The organism is Streptomyces sp. NPDC000878, from assembly GCF_053599695.1.
The window spans coordinates 72916-89902 of record NZ_JBSFMT010000028.1 but is presented as its reverse complement, the minus strand read 5'-3'; the positions used below and the strand labels follow the sequence as shown (position 1 = coordinate 89902).

Annotated in this window: 10 protein-coding genes and 3 pseudogenes; 8 read left to right on the top strand and 5 right to left on the bottom strand. The window is 67.5% G+C overall.

Translation table 11 applies throughout. From position 1 onward, the window contains the following. Positions 1 to 8: 8 nt before the first annotated feature. The 5 genes and pseudogenes from ACWDR4_RS24690 to ACWDR4_RS24670 all read left to right on the top strand — a co-directional run bounded on the left by ACWDR4_RS24690 (position 9) and on the right by ACWDR4_RS24670 (position 6950). The gene (locus tag ACWDR4_RS24690; protein WP_450411688.1) at positions 9 to 2024 is read left to right on the top strand and encodes a vWA-MoxR associated conflict system protein; all 2016 of its coding nucleotides are present in this window, start codon (positions 9 to 11) and stop codon (positions 2022 to 2024) included. Next, a complete protein-coding gene (locus ACWDR4_RS24685) occupies positions 2021 to 2998 on the top strand; it encodes an AAA family ATPase (RefSeq protein WP_450411686.1) in 978 nt (325 codons plus the stop codon). The genes ACWDR4_RS24690 and ACWDR4_RS24685 overlap by 4 nt, the downstream gene beginning before the upstream one ends. Beyond that, positions 2931 to 4439 (top strand): annotated as a pseudogene (locus tag ACWDR4_RS24680) (SAV_2336 N-terminal domain-related protein); the annotation flags it as partial. The gene ACWDR4_RS24685 and the pseudogene ACWDR4_RS24680, both read left to right, overlap by 68 nt. Positions 4440 to 5804: 1365 nt before the next feature. Next, a pseudogene (locus tag ACWDR4_RS24675) lies at positions 5805 to 6497 on the top strand (DAK2 domain-containing protein); the annotation flags it as partial. A 204-nt stretch (positions 6498 to 6701) separates the two neighbouring features. Further along, positions 6702 to 6950 carry a hypothetical protein gene (locus tag ACWDR4_RS24670; RefSeq protein ID WP_450411732.1) on the top strand — a complete coding sequence of 83 codons (249 nt, stop codon included), beginning with the start codon at positions 6702 to 6704 and terminating at the stop codon, positions 6948 to 6950. A gap of 15 nt (positions 6951 to 6965) precedes the next feature. Here ACWDR4_RS24670 and ACWDR4_RS24665 read toward each other — a convergent pair. Next, positions 6966 to 7376, bottom strand: a pseudogene (locus tag ACWDR4_RS24665) (helix-turn-helix domain-containing protein); the annotation flags it as partial. Positions 7377 to 7841: 465 nt separating this feature from the next. On the opposite strand from ACWDR4_RS24665, the gene ACWDR4_RS24660 reads away from it, so the two are divergent. Beyond that, the gene (locus tag ACWDR4_RS24660) at positions 7842 to 8831 is read left to right on the top strand and encodes a hypothetical protein (protein ID WP_450411685.1); all 990 of its coding nucleotides are present in this window, start codon (positions 7842 to 7844) and stop codon (positions 8829 to 8831) included. A gap of 13 nt (positions 8832 to 8844) precedes the next feature. Further along, positions 8845 to 9060: a hypothetical protein gene (locus ACWDR4_RS24655; RefSeq protein ID WP_450411683.1), complete on the top strand. Its 216-nt coding sequence runs from the start codon at positions 8845 to 8847 to the stop codon at positions 9058 to 9060. 1 nt (position 9061) lies between these two features. Here ACWDR4_RS24655 and ACWDR4_RS24650 read toward each other — a convergent pair whose 3' ends face one another. The 4 genes from ACWDR4_RS24650 to ACWDR4_RS24635 form a co-directional block, all read right to left on the bottom strand. Beyond that, the gene (locus ACWDR4_RS24650) at positions 9062 to 9490 is read right to left on the bottom strand and encodes a hypothetical protein (RefSeq protein ID WP_450411681.1); all 429 of its coding nucleotides are present in this window, start codon (positions 9488 to 9490) and stop codon (positions 9062 to 9064) included. A gap of 896 nt (positions 9491 to 10386) precedes the next feature. Further along, entirely contained in the window at positions 10387 to 12174 is a 1788-nt protein-coding gene (locus ACWDR4_RS24645) for an Hsp70 family protein (RefSeq protein ID WP_450411679.1), read from the bottom strand. A gap of 1 nt (position 12175) precedes the next feature. After that, positions 12176 to 13465: a KAP family P-loop NTPase fold protein gene (locus tag ACWDR4_RS24640; RefSeq protein ID WP_450411677.1), complete on the bottom strand. Its 1290-nt coding sequence runs from the start codon at positions 13463 to 13465 to the stop codon at positions 12176 to 12178. Between the two features lie 250 nt (positions 13466 to 13715). Continuing rightward, positions 13716 to 13889: a hypothetical protein gene (locus ACWDR4_RS24635; protein ID WP_450411676.1), complete on the bottom strand. Its 174-nt coding sequence runs from the start codon at positions 13887 to 13889 to the stop codon at positions 13716 to 13718. A gap of 182 nt (positions 13890 to 14071) precedes the next feature. On the opposite strand from ACWDR4_RS24635, the gene ACWDR4_RS24630 reads away from it, so the two are divergent. Then, positions 14072 to 16867, top strand: coding sequence for an AAA family ATPase (locus ACWDR4_RS24630; protein ID WP_450411674.1), 2796 nt, complete (start codon positions 14072 to 14074; stop codon positions 16865 to 16867). Positions 16868 to 16987: the final 120 nt, after the last annotated feature.

Below are 16987 nucleotides of genomic sequence, written 5' to 3'. Positions count from 1 at the left end.
GTGCAAGGTTGGACGGGCTGGAGGATGCTGCCCGTGCCCTGCACGCCGTCCTGGTGGACCCGAAGCTGGGGGGTTGCGTGGACCGCGGTGCGGACTCCCTGCTGATCGGCACCAGCCTGGGCAAGAGTCAGGTGCATGAAGCCGTGGAGCAGGCCGCTCAGGTCGCACAGCGGGACGGCGGTCCCCTCGTACTCGCCCTGCTCGGTCATGGCGAGGGCGCTGAGGGCGCTCCGCTGTACTTCGTAACGTCCGGCAGGAAGAACGCCCCGCCGCTTTCCAACGTGAATGTCCCCTCCCTGCTTGGCGACGCCCTTAACCACCCTGGTCTGACGGGTGTGATCGCCATTGTCGATACCTGCCTCTCCGGCGGCGCGGTACCGGCCACTCCGGTGATCACCTCCGGACGGCAGGAGGGCAATGTGCGGTTCTCCCTCCTCTTCGCGGCCACCGCGAAGGAGGAGGCGTTCGACATGCGGCTGAGTACGGAACTCACCCGTCTGATCGAGGAGGGTCTGCCCGGTGCCGGGAAGGTCCTGAAGGTTGACGACGACTTGATGGAGCAGCTCCGCGAGCGGATCCACGGGCAGCAGCCGGGGCGGAGCCTTTTCGACGGAGGCCCGTATTTCGGTGATGCCCTCTGGCTGGCCCGGAATCGCGCCGCATTCCTCAACCGCGCACTCGGATCGATCGCGAGTAAGGCGGTGCGGGACGCCGTCCGGAGGATCGACGCCAACCTGCGGTTGTCGACAGAAGACCAGCTTGCTGCATGGTTGAAGGAAAACGAGCAGACGGCATGCGGCGGCTCCTGGGCCGCTGTCCACCGGCTGCGCGAGGTGCAGGCCGAGCTGGAGGTTGGCCGCAAGACGCTGAACGTCGCTAACAAGGTATTCGGCCCGGGCCTGACCGAAGACAGCCTGCGGCTGGCCAGTATGTTGGCCGGCCTTCCTCTGCATTTCGTCCAGCATGAACCACCCCGGACACTTCGGGATGTAGTCGAGTACGCCGCTCATCATGGGGGCACCGCAGCGGGCCAGCACCGCGCCTTGGCTCATCTGGTTGCGGCCATGACCCACGTGACGGGACACGGAGATCAGCTGCCAGAAGATGTCGTCATCTGGGCGCAGGACCTCGAGCTCACCGCCACGGTCAACAGTCGCCTGCGCGAGCTGAACCACCAACCCCACGGCGAATGGGCCCCACGGCTGGTTCTGGTGCTTGCCGACGACGGAGGCGAGAGAGTCGTCCGCGTGGATGCCTGGTTGCTCTTCGGCCAAGCCGTGCTCGGCAACCAGCGCTTCCCCTGTGGTCCCAGAAACGAAGATCTGAAGTCGGCCCTGACCGAAGCCGTCGCGTGGGTGGCCCCTTGGGCGAACATCGCGGGGAAGCGGTTGCGGTACATCGACGTGGCCGTGCCCACCCTGGCGCTACTGGACTGCCCTCCGGAGGAGCACGTCGTCCGCAGACAGAAGCTCGGTGTCAACTACACCGTCACAACTCGCTGGTCCGGCCTGCTGACGCCTCCTCCTGGCGCCACGGTCGACGACATGCTCCAGGTGGGTGAACAACTGCTGGTCTCCCTGGATGACAGCAACTGCTCCGGCCCCAAATGGCTCCGTGTCGAACAGCTGGGGAGCGTTGAACAACTGCAGGAGTATCTGAGCAATCACGGCTTCGGACAGCAAGTATGGGCGCTGACCTCCCTGCCGGAAACGGACTGGGACTTCGTGGCGCAGGAACTCCTTGAGCACACACCCGCGCTGGTCTGGCCACGGCAGAAGGATGTCAGCGACAAGCAGGTCACCAAGGCATCTGTTGGGAAACACTGGCAGGCCCTACCACAGCAGATCGCGCACGCCTACCGGCAGCAGCTGAGTGGGGTCGGCCAGAGCCGCGATGATGATCTCGGTCCTCTTGCGGCCGTGCGCGTCGCTTGGCATGACAACGACTGGCAGGTGTTCTGCCGGAGACGGGCGAGGGCGGCCGTAAGAGCACCCGACGAGATGACGTCCAAGGAGCGAGCATGAGTTGGACCCCGTACTACAGGGGCACTGGAGTCCCCCCGAAGATCCGTGCCGAGCTGCCGGCACCGCCCCCGTGGCGCGCCCCCGCTCGGCAGCAGGAAACTGACTTGCGCAAGGACCCCGCCACCACTTACCGCCCGGTCCCCGACCTCGTCGACGCGGTGAACGCCGCGCTGTATCTGCGTCGTCCTCTGCTGCTGACTGGCCGCGCGGGCTCCGGAAAGTCCACCATCATTGGCCAGATCGCTGCCGAGCTCGACCTGGGCGAGGTACTCCACTGGCACATCACCTCCCGCAGCACGCTCGGCGACGCGCTCTACCGCTACGACGCTCTCGGCCGCATTCACGCCCACAACCTGCGCACCCTCGATGGCAAGGCCCGGCCAGAGGGCGACGACCACGAGGATGACATCGGCGAATTCGTTCAGCTTGGCGCCCTGGGTACCGCGCTCCTCCCCGGCGACCGCCCCCGCGCACTGCTGATCGACGAGATCGACAAGAGCGACCTCGACCTGCCAAGCGACCTCCTCGACGTCCTGGAGCGCGGCGGCTTCGAGATCCCTGACCTGGCCAGGCATCCCAAGCCCGACATCCAGGTCCGCACCGCCGACAAGGACGGCAAGCGCACCATCGAGGACGGCTGGGTCCAGTGCACCGAGTTCCCGGTCATCGTGCTGACTAGCAACGGCGAACGCGACTTCCCCGCGCCCTTCCTGCGCCGCTGCATCCGCTTCGAGATGCCACCCCTCTCCCAGGAGACCCTCACTGGTATCGTCGCCGCCCATCTCGGCGATATTGAGGACAGCGCCACCGTCGCCCTCGTGCAGACCTTCCTCAAGAAGCTGAACGACGGCGAGTACGTCGCGATCGACCAGCTCCTGAACGCCGTTTATCTTCTGCGCGGCGACCATGTACCGGACCTGGGCCAGAGGCAGCGCTTGGAGGACATGCTGCTGCGAGGGTTGGGGCGTGGCTGAGGACGCCGCCGCCCGTCTGGCCCGGCTTGCGCTGGCGGGCGGCGGCGACATCGACGTCAAGGAGCTCCTCGACGCAGTCCTCCTCGCGTCTGCCTGGGCACACGCCGACTGGGGCCCCAGCAGCCCGTCCCCCGATGCCGCGGACTCCACGGCGCAGCGCCGGAAACAAGGCCAGGCCGACACCACCACCCAGGCAGAAGGCAGCCAGGCATCGGGAAGTGGGGGCGCGACGGACACCGCCCATGAGCCTGTTGCCTCGGTGTGGCTCGGGGACCAGGTCGGCGCTCACACGATTCCCGGAAAACGAGTGAGCGTTGGCCGTGCCGATGCCCTCCCCGACGCCCTCGACATCGGCCGTGCGCTGCGCCCGCTGCGCCGACCTTGGCTCTCAGGCGTCCATCGTCGCCTCGACATCGACGCCACCGTCGAGCATTACACCCGTACCGGGATGCTCATCCCCCGGCTCACTCCGGCGCCGGAGCCATGGCTGGAGGTGATCGTTGTCCTTGACCGTGGTACCGCCATGGCGGTGTGGGACGAGACGGTCCGCGCTTTCACCAAAATGCTGCGCGCCCTGGCCGCCTTCCGTGACGTACGCGTCTGGCACCTCGAGCACCCGGCCGCCGACACCCCAGTCCTGCACGACCACCACGGCAGTGCCCTCTCCATGCACCCGGACGCCGCCCACCACACCCAGCCAGCGCGCCGCCTCCTCCTCGTCGTCTCCGACTGCGCTGCACCGGCTTGGCGGCAAGACGCCCTGTGGCGGACGCTTCACACCTGGGGTCGCACCGCCCCGGTCGCCCTCATCAACCCGCTGCCCAAGCGGCTCTGGCAGCGCTCCGGCCTCGACCTCCCCCACACCACAGCGACCGCGACCGTCCCCGCCTCTCCCGGCCGTCTCCTGTCCTACCGCCGCCCTCGTCTTCTCCGTGAAACCGAGAGGACGAAACCCTGGCAAGCGCTGCCCGTCCTGCAATTGGCCCCCGACCAGGTCCTCGAGTGGGCCCGCACTTTGATGCGCACTGACCCGTCCGGCTGCGAGGCCGTCCTTGTCCCCGCCACTGGCCGGCCACCCCTGCGACGCCGCCAACAAGGCCCAACCAGCCAGCCCGACGCGGCACTCACCAACGACCAGGTACGCGCCCATGCCGAGGCATTCACGGACGACCGGCAGTCTCCCGCAGTCCGCCTCGCCATCGCGGCCTCCCCACTCGGTTCCTTTACGCTGCCCGTCCTCGACGTGCTCCGCGACCGCCTTGTCCCGGAAGCCACCCTGGCCGACACCGCCGAGTTCCTCACCGCCGGCCTCCTCACTGCCACCCGCTGCGAATCGGCCGACATGCTCTACCACTTCCACCCCGCGGCAGCCGCCCACGTGACCAGCCTGCTCACCCGAGACCAACTCTGGGACACTCACTTCGCCCTCAGCGACCACCTCGCCGCCCACCTTCAAACACCTCACGGAATCCCGGTTGTCCTGCATTCTCCCCACGCTGATGAAACCCTGGCGACGGGCATCCGCCCTATTGCCTATGCGGCGGCTACTACGGCGCGGCTGCTGGGAGTCGAGGCAACGGATCCTCTGCCCGAAACCAGACGCCGCCCTGCGGCTGGCCTAACAGCAGAATCGCCGAGCAAACCACAACGCGGCGCTGCTGCCACCATTCCGGAGATACCGGACGGCAACCCCCAGGCCACGGAGCTCTACCGCACCTTGGCGCGCCACTTCCGCTCGCTTCTTGCCAGGGCCTCAGGTAGCCGCGCAGTCCATCCGAGCGGGCTGGGGCAGCACAAGACTCTGATAGAGACGGCAAGCGGAAGCGGACAGGGCAGGCAGTGGACACGGAACCACGATGCTCTGGAACTCGTCGAAGCGCGCTACGAGTTGGTGATCAGCGTCGACGCCCAGCGTTCAGGCGCGTACGGCGACATGGACATGCCGCGTACGCACGAGCGGATATACCGGGTGCTGGAGACGGCATTCACCCAAGCCAACGTGGCGCCGGACGCCGTCCACATGGAGGATCGCGGCGACGGCGTACTGCTGTCGGTGTCCGTGTCCGCGCGGATTCCGGTGACCCAACTGATCGGCCTGTGGCTGGTCCAGGTGCACGAGAACCTACGTCACGAGAACCGTCTCCTACGCGCGCCGCTGGGACTGCGGATCGGTATGAACTTCGGCCCGGTCCGGCACGACGCCCGAGGCATCCACGGACGCGCCATCGACCTCGCCTGCCGGCTCGCCGACTCCGCCGTCGCCCGGCATCTGCTCGACGCCGAGGGGTCCAACCTCGTGCTCGTCACCTCTCAGTCCCTGTACGAGGATGCGATCAGGCATGGTGGCAGCTTCATCGAACCCGAGCGCTACTCCTCGGCCCGGCTGGAGCTCAAGGAGGGCGAGGTCACGGCCTGGTTCCACCTGCCCGGTCGTCCTGCTCCAGAAATCCCCGCTGCCCTGACGCAACGCAAGAAGCCCGACGAACTGGCCTTAATCATGCAGGACCTGACGACCCTCCTTGAGAACATCACCCCGATGCTCAAAAGGGGCAGCTACCCCGACCGGGCGTCCGGAAAGAAGATCGCCGGACTGTTGCGCGCGGTCGCCGATCAGTTGGACGTCTACGGCGACATTTCCGCGTCCCATGACACCGTGGATCAGCAGCCCGTGCGTATCGGGCAGACCCCTGAGCCGCCGGCCGATGAGCAGATCATCATGCGAGAGGAGCCGGACGTCGAGCGGCTCGCTCCACTCGACGACACCGAGCAGGAGTCGCTGCAACTGCTGCGTACGGAGGGGCAGCCGACCGGGGGCGGCCGACCCTCACGCGAGCGTGTTCAGCGTGCCGTGGTCGCCGTGGTGCCCGGCGAGGGCCTGGCCAGGCTCCACATCGAGGCTGGCGCGACCACCGTGCTCGCCCGCCCTGGGGAGCCGCCCGCCCTCGGGGAACTTGTCGAGGCCGTACGGCGGGCCCACGCGCGCGAGGTAGTGCTGCTGCCCAACGACGTCGACCTACGCCGCTCGGCCGTTGCGGCGGCCGAGCAAGCCAGGGCGGAGGGCATCCGCGTGGCCCTGATCCCGACCCGCTCGGCGGTCCAGGGCATCGCCGCCCTGGCCGTGCACGAACCGGAACGCCCGTTCGACGAGGACGTCGTCGCGATGACCTCCGCGGCTGGCGCCACCCGCTACGCCGACGTCGTCGTCGCTGAAACCCGGTCCCGGACCGCGGCCGGCATCTGCCAGGCCGGGGACGTCCTGGGCCTGATCGACGGCGATGTGGCGGTGATCGGCTCGGACGTCACCGCCACCGCCGTCACCGTCCTGGACCGCATGCTCCAGGCCGGCGCCAAGCTGGTCACCCTGGTCGTCGGCGACGAGGCCCCGGAGACCGTCGCCGAGCACCTAGAGGCCAGGGTCCGGGAGTCCTACCTCGCCGTCGACACCGTGGTGTACCGGGGCGGCAAGCAGAGCATGCTGCTGCTCATCGGCGTGGAGTGAACGCAGGCCAGCGGCCGGGGTGGGAGCCGGGGACTGGGCATGCGCGCGGGATTCACGGTTCGAGCCCGTCCCCTGTGCCCGAACCGTCGGGCGAGGTGGTGATCTACTCCAGGGTCCGAGCGATGAGCCGGTCGAACTCGTGGATCTGGCCGGTCAGATGGCGAAAGGGACAGAGCGGTGAGGCCCCTCAAGGGACAGGATCATGTGAAGGAAGCGCCGAGGCCTGCAAATGAGACGCTCGAGAACTCCCAGGCCAGTACACCGGAATGGGACATTCCCATTGATGGCCTACAGCGCGCCTTCCGTCCCACGCTGCTCGGCTATCCCATCGATCCCGCATACCCGGCGCAAGTGGGTGATCCCGGGAAGGTGCACGTGACGGTCGAGATGGTCGCCGACGCCCCTACCGCCGAGATAAGCCAGGCAGGACAGCAAGTGTTGATCGACGCCTAAGACCGGCGGCCGGCCGCTCTGCCCATAGCCCAGCGGGATGTCCGCCTCCGGAAACCACAGGTCGCACTGGGCCAGTTCACTGGGCCGATAGACCGTCCGCGAGACCGGATCCACCGGAACGTAGGCGGGCCGCAGCTAGCGCACCCTCTCCTTCAAGATGGTCATCCCGCGTTCCCAGCCGATCCGCTCGGCGATCACGGTCGCCGGCATCGTCGGCGTCTCCCTGAGCAGCTCGCGGATCTGTACCTCGACCGCGTCGACCGCCGAGCCCTTCAGCGGTCTCTCGTACTTCGGCGGCCGGTCATGCGTGAGCGCCCGTTTCACCGTGTTCTTCGAGATGCCCAGGTGCCGGGCGATCGCCCGGATCGGCATCTGCTCGGCCCGGTGCAGCCGACGGATCTCTGCCCAGTCCTCCACAAGGATCATCTCTTCCTCCTGACCTTGATCAACAAGGCCAGAGTCAGACGAAGATCACCACATGAGTCACTTTTGATGCGCCGTCAGAGGGTCCGCGTTAAGCCGACGCCGACACAGGATCAGGGGCAGCGCACCGCGTCGTCACCACGGACGGTACGGAACGTCGCGCTAGGTGGTGCACACCTCGCCGCGCTGCCGACCCATCCTTGCGGCTCCACGGCTCCCGACGGCTGCGCATCCGATGGGAACACAGGGCCGGCATCCACAAAACGTTCCTCAAGCTCGCCTGCTGCCTGATCCCTCAGCAGCAACTCGGCTCATTGTGTTGGCCGTTGTTCCAGTCAATTTTCCAGTTCGCGAAGTTGAGCCCGCGGAGAGATACTTAAAGAAGCTGGAGTGCGATACCAGGAATTGCGCGCGGAGCAACGCATCATGAAGTGATAATCTTTCGCACCCCTCTAAATAGGAGGTGCCATGGAACTCAAATCTGCTCGCGCACTCAAGGATGAGCTTCTCGACCAGTTCAGAAGCGAGGAGTCAGCTATCCCCCGAATCGGGAGACGTGTATCGGCGATGGCCGCTCACCCGCTAAATTTGCCGATAGCGATGTTCCCTGACACGGGTGGTGTCGGAATCGGCGTTGCCGTTTTGGGTGCCAAGCAGTACGGGGTTGCTGTACGCCTCCAAAGGAAGGCCCCCGAGACTCAACAGCTGGCTTCCCTGATTCACAAGAAGGCTTCGGGTGAGTCCGACATTCGATTCATCGGACGAGTCAAGGCGCAGGGCACTGCAACGCCGTTGCAGCCAGGAGCATCTATCGGTCACCAGCTGGTCACTGCCGGTAGCCTGGGGGCGTTCGTTGAGTTGGCCGACGAGACCGGCGTCTACATTCTGTCGAACAATCACGTCCTCGCGGCTTGCGATCGGGGATCGCCAGGTGATCCGATCCTGCACCCTGGCCCCATCGACGCGACGAATGCCGCCCCAGCCACCCCGATCGGAACGCTGTCAAAGGTTGAGAAACTGCGGTCGCGACGAGCGAGCGCGAACGTCATGGACGCTGCCGTTTGCAGACTGAACGACGACGTCCCGTTCGACCCTCCGCAGCCCAATCTCACCGGGGTCCGCGAACCGATGGGCGACATGCTCGTGGCCAAGGACGGTCGGACGACCGGGCGCACAACAGGTGTCGTGACTGCGATCGACATGGATGACATATGGATCGACTACGGCGACGAAACAGGGTTTCTGCGTTTCGACGGGCAGATCGAGGTCGAGGGGACCGGCGCTAGCCCGTTCAGCCAAGGTGGCGACAGCGGATCGCTGGTATGGCACCCTGGCTCCGAAGGGGCTATCGGCCTCTTGTTCGCTGGCAGTGATGAGGGTGGGACCAACGGTGCGGGTCTCACGTACGTCAACCCACTCAAGCCAGTACTCATCCAACTCAGAGCAAAATTGTCGTGACACCGGAGAACATATGGCCGACTTGGAAACCGCCCGCGTTGCAAAGAAGGTCCTTGCTGCGCGCCTCGCCAACGACCGGAGAGTGAATGGAGTTGGCATCGGAGGAAGTGGAGGTAATTATAAGATCAAGGTCAATCTTGTGAGCAAGGACGACCGACCCGATCTCCCGCTTGACATTGACGGTGTACCGATCGAAATTGCCGTAGTGGGAAAGATCTACCGTCAGTGAATCATCTAAGAGGTGCAGACTGAACCGTCTCTTCAGCTTCCTTTTTCGCCTGGTCAGTCGCCACCACGCCCGCAATAGTGCCAAGCCCACCGAAGAGCAACACAATTCCTAGGACGGCAAGCACTAGGCCGTGCGCCATCCCCCGCTGTCCAGCAGAATACCCCTTGCCAGCAAAAATGATGGAGATCAACCTTTTTAGCAGCCAGAAGATCAGTTGCCAAGGCGTCCTTGTGTCCTCACCGACCCCTTGCGCTCGCGGCGCGGTGCGATCTCGCACCGATCCTTGAACGAAGAGGATGAGTCCAACACCGAGAAACACCAGACCCGCGAATCCCACGACTGCGCCAATAATAATTCCTCCGATGACCATGAACTGCTTCATTCCCCGTTGAAGCGCTCGGACTATTGGCGCATCACTGAATTCGCTCATTCAGGTCAATATTGATACCCAGAGGTACCACTTGCGCTGGCAACACAGGGAAAAATGAACGTAGAGGAACAGGGCCAGGGTCTGGAGGGACCAGGTGGGCACCGCGCTGGAGTCCTCGGTCGGCCACCTCTGGGTGAGGAGCCGAGCAGCCCGGCGGGCGGCGGCGCCCCACGCAGCGTCCCCCTCGCCCAGGGGCATTGCGCGATTGGGATTGGTCCGGTTCGCCGGTCTCGTGAGTGACGTGGTGTCATGTCCGTTGTGCGTCAAGGGACTCCGGAGAGAGGGCAGGCACGGTGCTGGTGATCATGTGGTTGTCGAGACCCATGAGAACCGAGCGAGACCGTGCTTGCCCGAACATCATCGCCCATCCCTTCCGCACTGGGGCAACTGGGCTCCCCGACTGATCCCCTCACCTCAAGCGATATCGCTGACCTGCGGCGTTTCCTGATTCTGGTCGCCGATCCCCGCGATGCGCGAGGGCTGCGGTATCCGGCCCTCGCGTTGCTGTGCGCAGCCGCCTCGGCGGTGCTGACCGGGGCTCGCTCGCTCATCGCGATCAGCGAGCTGGTGCCCGCAGCGCGGGCGTCGGGTCAGGGCGGTCGCCACGGGCCGCGGACTGGAAGTCGGCGCAGACGACCAGTAGACGACCAGGAGGGCCGTGCGGCCGGAGCCGTTGTCCGGGAATACAGGAGACGGCCGCGCGGCAACGCCTTCTGAGCCGGGTGCGCCGGGGGAGTGGCGCCGTCGGGGGCTCGGCCGGGTTCGTCCGGCCGAGCCCTCCGCACGGGCGGCGACCAGCAGGCGCGGCCGCTGCGGCCGGGCGGCTGCCGCGAGGACCGGCACGGCCCGGTCACCGTCGGGACGGTGACCGGGCCGGACCACCCGCGACCGCCCGGTCAGGGCAGGGCCGTGGCGGAGACGAAGCGCTCCACCTCCTGGGCGCGGCGATCCATCTGCGCGGTGATCCGGTCGGCCACCTGGGCGACGACGTCGGTCACCTCGGCGGGGTCGAGTTCCGCCTTCTCCAGCGTCGTGCGGATGAGCGTGCGGGCGCCGGTCAGTGCGGCGTGAGGGAGCCCCAGCCCGATGGCGACCGCGGCTCCCGCGACGCCGATCTTCCTGGACCACTTCGCGCCCGCCGTCGCGAACCGCAGCGCGTAGAAGCCGACGCTTCCCAGGCTGGCGTAGGCTTTGAGCACGCCCTGAGCGGCGCGCAGCGTCCGCCACTTGGGGCGGATCCGTGCGCCGATGGCGGTACCGATGACCCCGGGCAGGACGATGTCCAGGGTGAACTGGTCGTCCCGGATGTCGTACGAGCGGCAGATGCCCAGTGCCATGGGGGTCAGCTCGGCGTTGAGCCGTATCCGCAGGCGGGCCAGGACCTCGTCCATCCCGGTCAGCCGGTGGATGAGCGCGTCGATGTCCTGTTCGTCCTGGTCGTCGACGGGCTCCGCCTCGGCTTTTTCCAGCAGGCGGGTCAGCAGGATGCTCCTGGCCTGGTCGAACGCGTCGAGCAGGCCCGTACGAATCCTGTCCTCGAACTCCGGCCGGTCCTTGAGCGCCAGGATGTCGTGCCGGAACCGGGCCACGTTGACCCGGTGACGTCCGACGCTGGCAAGTCCTCGGGTCACGGCGAGGGACGGTGCCTCGTCATGCTCGACGGACGCGTTCGGGAACGCTTTCAGGCACAGTTCGCGTACCACGGGCATGCGCGAACCGCCGCCGGTGAGCACGACCAGCTCGGGTTCTGCCGAGCCGAGCGCGTCGCGCACCCCTGTCAGGACGTCCGAGAAGCGCTCCGCCCAGCCACCAGGGGCACGGACCACACGCAGCGGGATGTCCACTCCTCTGAGCCAGCCGAAGGACGGGTTCATGAAGGGGACGAAGCGGGTGTCGCACCCAGCCTGGAGATGCTGGAGGCGCACATCGTCCCTCGTGAACTGCGCCTCCTTGGCCCAGCGACACAGCAGGCGCAACGTCTCCTCCGCGCCGTCCTGATCGAGAGCCTCCGTGAACGCCTTGTCTCCCGCGAACGCCTGCCGCACCATCCTGGCCAGCCTGTCGTCGATCACTCGGCAGCCCAGGTCGGAGCCCAGCGGAAGATTGCGCGGGATCAGGTCTTCGACGAACGTGAAGTCGGTCGTGGACGATCCGATGTCGACGACCAGTACCCGGTCGAGACCGTGTGTGTCGCGCCGTTCGCTCCTTCGGTCCCGGACGTGGACCAGGGCGGACTGAGACTCGGCTACGAGACGTACGGGCAGATTCGTCGACGAGAGATGCCGGCGGTACGCCGCCACGGACACGGCGTCCCAGCCCGTGGGATGGCCCACGTACACCACGCAGTCCCTCCGGACCTCCGGGTGCTCGGAGAAGAACTCGGTGAGGAGGATCCGGGCGAACCGCACGGCGTCGGGGGGATTCAAGGTGTCCGGGTCGGGGCGGTTCTTGAAGTTGACGCTGAAGTGCAGGACGTTCCGCGTCAGTACGGCCGCCTCACCGATGAGGTGCCGGTAATCCCCCTGATCCAGGCGTTCGCGGCCCAGGGCCGTCAGGATCGCAGCGCCCTCGGTCCCCCTGTCGTACACGCGTGCTTCACCGCGACCACGGGTCTCCAGCCAGCACAGGGAGCTCTCCCCGTCACCGATGTCCAGGCCGACGGCGTACCGTACGTCGGGTTCCATGTCACTCTCCACGCGTCATCACCTCGTCAGGGGCCGCTCCGCCGCTCACCGTCAGCACTTCGGTCAGCAGCCTGATCACGGCGGGCGTCGGCGGCGGGGGGAAGTCGAACCCCGTGCGCCGCGAGGACACGGCGGCGATCAGCCGCCGTGCACCGGGGTTGTTCCTGGCGAGCTCCGCGTCCCCGCCGCCGAGTTCGGACTTGGCGAACTCGGCCTCGTCGAACCGCGCCCAGACGCCCGGATCGTTCTGCAGGGCGGTGAAGAAGTCCGGGTGCTTGATCTGGAAGGCGAGCAGCGTGCCCGCGTGCAGCAGCCGTTCGCGCCCTGGGGCGTCGCTGTGCTGGTGCAGGGTCAGGGCCGAGTGGTTCAGGCCGTTGACGAAGCGGCGCACCCGTCGCGGGTTGGCCGCGAAAGCGACCTCGATGAGCTCCCACAGCTCCCGCGACCCCGTCAACGCGAGCGCGGTGACCCGGTCGTGCAGATTCCGGTGCAGGGCTTCGAAGGGAACTCCGGGCAGATGGAACGGGAAGTGGATCAGCTTCTCCAGATACTGTCGCCCGCGTACGCCGTCCGTGTGTTCGTTGTCGAAACGTTTGGCGGCCGCCTCGGCGACGATTTGGTAGTCCATGGCCAGGACGAAGACACAGGACCCGTCTCCCAGGAAGAGCTTCAGGGAGTCGAGCACGGTGATCGCGGCATCCGGGGTGCAGCGGTCCAGGTCGTCGATGAACAGGACGAGTCGGCCGCCGTCGGTGTACGTGTCGACGACGTCCCTGAAGTCCTGCTCGAAGCGGTTGACGTGCAGGTATGTGTCCATTCCGGGTGCGGTGAGAGCGGTCTGCACGGCATCGATGTCCTCGGGGGCCAGCAGTCCTGCCGTGAGAGGGCCGGCGGCTCGGCGGGCGAGCAGCCAGGCCGCCGCCCGGCTGAGTTTCCTGACGGTGTCCAGGGCTGGCGTCAGCCGGTCCCGCAGCGTCTCCTCGCCGGACTGCCGTCGCTTCTCGAGGTCGTGGGCGATCTCAGCCAGCACGGTCTGGATGAGGGCGTGCCAGATCTCGTCCTTCTGGTCGTACTTCCACGGGTTGAACCAGACCGTCCTGACGTCGTGTGCCTTGAGCAATCCCTCGCACACCTTCATGAAACTCGACTTTCCCATCCCCCAGGGGCCGAAGACGCCGATGGTGAGTGGCAGGTCGTCGGCCGCGGATATCGCGTCGCAGAGGATTTTGGCGTGGGTGCCGAAACCGTATCGGTCTGCTTCCGGCCCTGCGATCGGATTGTCGGACAACATGGTGCCTCCTCGGTCGTTCTTGGCTGTTCTCGGTCGTTCTTGGTTTTTCTCAGTTGGTGTCGGCTGCTGCCGGCCGTTTCAGGGGCGTTTCCCGGTGGCTCTCGGAGGGGGGCCTCCTCGGTCGTTCCCGGTCGTTGCCGGGCAGCGGACGGTGGCTGCCGGGGCGGGCGTCATGAACGGTGGGCACCGGCCCGGGGCGGGGGCGTCCCAGGCCGGTGCCCTCAGGCCCACCGCAGGACGGCGTCCCCTGTCACTTGCCGATCGCTCGCCAAACGCCCCGCCCCACGAACCACGCCAGCTGGGTGGCCGCCGCGACGGTGCCGCTGGCATTCCCGAATGGACGGACGTCGTTGATCAGCTGGCCGGTGACCGTCGGCACGGGCGGCGGGGGCGGGGCCATCTGCCCCGTGTACAGGTTGCTCATCGCGATCCCCTTCTCTTTTTCCGGCCCGGGCGGGCTGGAGAAGAACAACTCTGGCGCGATGAGCCGACCGAGGGATATCCGTAAATTCCCTAGTCTCCGCCGCAGCCGCCGTCGAGCGCCCACAATGGAGACAGGTGCTCGCGCGTCAGCACCGTCGGCCGTCGCTTTTCCAGGGGGTTGCCATGACGCCTGGCCGTGAACAGCACGGGCTGCTGTCACGTGGTGAGGAGAAAGACCGGTTACTGCTGCTCCTCTCCGACGCGCGGCAAGGCCGCAGCGGGCTCCTCGTACTGCGCGGCGAACCCGGAATCGGCAAAACCGCGCTCCTGGAAGAGGCGGTGACCGAGGCCGTGACTGTGGGAATGCGGGTTCTCAGGGCGACGGGAATCGAGATGGAGGCGGAACTCGCCTTCGCCGGCCTCAGTGAACTCATCCGCCCCGTACAGGGTCTGGTGGGTGGCCTGCCGGAGGTTCAGGCGCGCGCTCTGCGTGTCGCCCTGTCACTGGAGGACGGGAAGGCGCCGGACCGGCTGACCCTGGGAGCCGCCGTGGTGACGCTGCTCACCGATGCCGCGGCGGCGGCACCCGTGCTGGTCGCGGTGGACGACGCGCACTGGATGGACGAGACGAGCGCCCAGGCGCTGCTCTTCGCCTTCCGGCGTATGCAGGCCGAGGGCGTTGCCGTGCTGGTCACCGCACGGGACGCCGAGCGGTGCGCCTTCACCGAGGCGAACGCGAACCTTCCGACGCTGAGACTCACCGGTCTGACGCCCGCTGACGCGGCCGCGCTGGTGAAGCGGTCCGTTCACGCGGCCGTCGACCCCGAGACGATCGGGAAGCTGTACCGGGAGACCGCCGGCAACCCACTGGCCCTGCTGGAGGCGGCGCCGACTCTGCGTGCTTCCCGATGGGTCACACAGGAACCGGAGAGCCCCCTGCCGGTGGGCCCGCGACTCACTGCCGCCTACGCCTCCCGACTGGCGGCGCTGCCTGAACCGGGTCGCCGGGCGGTGACCGTCGCGGCGGCCGGCTTCACCGAGGAGGCCGACGTTCTCATCCGAGCACTCGACGCCCTCGCCCTCGACGCCGCGATCCTGCGGACACTCGAATCCGCGGGGATGGTCAGCTTGGCCGGGAACGCCTTCCGGTTCGCGCATCCGCTGTTGCGGGCGGCCGCCTACCACGGGGCGACTCCCCAGCTGCGGCGCGAAGCGCACCGCGCCCTGGCCGGCGCGCTCTCCGAACGCGACGGCCCGGTCGACCGTGACCAGCGCAGCTGGCATCTCGCCGCCGCAGCGGACGGCCCCGACGCGGCGGCGGCGACCGCTCTGACGGAGACCGCCGCCCGCGCCCGCGCCCGTGGCGCCCTACCGGCCGCGCTCCGCGCCTACGAGCGTGCCGCTGAACTCACGTCCTCGCCGACCGCTCAGGGGCGCTGCCTCCTGGCCGCCGCCGAGGTGGCCCAGCTCGTCGGCCGAGGGGACGAGGCGTTGAGACTGGCCGGGGCGGCGTCGGACGCCACGGATGATGTCGCCGTGTTCAACGGCGCGTTGGGACTGCGCAGTCAGGTCCTGCTCCTGCGCCGCCAACCGCGGGAGGTGCACGACGAACTGGCGGACGCGGCGGAGGGGCTGGACCCGGCCGCGGCCGTGCCTCTGCTGGTGGCCGCCGCCGGAGCCGCGTGTATGGGCGGCGCCGTCCTCCAGGCCCGTGCGACGGCGGACCGGGCGTGCGCCGCGGCCGGACACCACCGGAACGGCGACCTCGGCCGCTCCGCGGTCGTCCTGCGGGCCCATACGATGATGCTCGTCGGCGAGCGCGGCGACGCCGCCGCGGTGCTCCGTTCCTGCGAGGGATTCCTCACCGGGATGGATCCGCTCTCCATCGGCATCGAGGTGACGAGTTTCTCCGCCATGGACCTCATGTGGCTCGAGCGGTTTCCGGCGGCGCGAACCCTGCTGGAGCGGGCGGTTCGGCGCGCACGCAAGTTCGGCGCTTTCGAGCGGCTCGCCCCGTTTCTGACCGTTCTGGCCGAAACGCAGATGCGTACCGGTTACTGGGACGAGGCCTGCGCCCTGGCGAGTGAGGGAGTCATGTTCGCCGAGGAGACCGAGCAGCCCGTACTCCAGGCCTACGCCCTTTCCGTACTGGCCCGGATCGAGGCCGCCCGAGGACAATCCGCGCAGTGCGTCGAGCACGCCCACCGATTTCGCCTGCTACTCGACGGCACGGGCGCGGAACTCGTCAGCCCTTACATCGAAGCCGCACTCGGCCTGCTCGAACTGGGTACCGGTAAAGCAGCTGAGGCCGCCGCACGCCTGACCGATCTGCAGCAGCGCGTGCTGCGATCAGGGCTGGCGGAACCCACGGTGCTGCAGCACCAGCCCGACCTCGTGGAAGCGGCGCTCGCTGCCGGTGACCCCTCCGCCGCGCAGGCGGCTTCGGCCGAACTGCTGCGGCAGGTACGGCAAGCGCCCTCCGTGTGGGGACAGACGGTCAGTGAACGATGCCAGGGGTTGGTGCGGGCCGACGAGGATGCGCTGCGAAGGGCGACAGCGCACCACGAGCGCTTGCCGGACCCCTTCGCCAAGGCGCGCACCGATCTCGCGTACGGGCGACTGTTGCTCAGGACACGCAGGCGCGGTGCCGCCCGTCGCCCGCTCCTCGCCGCCCGGCAGGTGTTCGAGCGGCTCCGGGCCGACCCGTGGACCACCGCCGCCGAGGAAGAGCTTCGAGCAGCCGGAGCCAGAACCCCCGCCCGCCACGGTCGTGCCACGGCCCCGCTCACCGAGCGCGAGACCCAGGTGGCAGTCCTCGTCAGCAAAGGCCACACCACTCCTGAAGTGGCCGCCGCGTTGTTCCTGTCGCCCAAGACGGTGGAGTACCACCTCAGCCGGATCTTCGCCAAACTCTCCGTTCGCTCCCGCACCGAACTCGCCAGCCGGCTCAGCACCTTCCCCCAGGGCGACTTCTCATGACACGTCGTACGGTGCGCCGCCTGGACGAGCACCGGACCGTACGACGCCACACCCCGGGATCCGCCGTTTATTAGACACTCCCCAGCACCGACTAACCGTCACAAGATCTGCTGCTGTAGT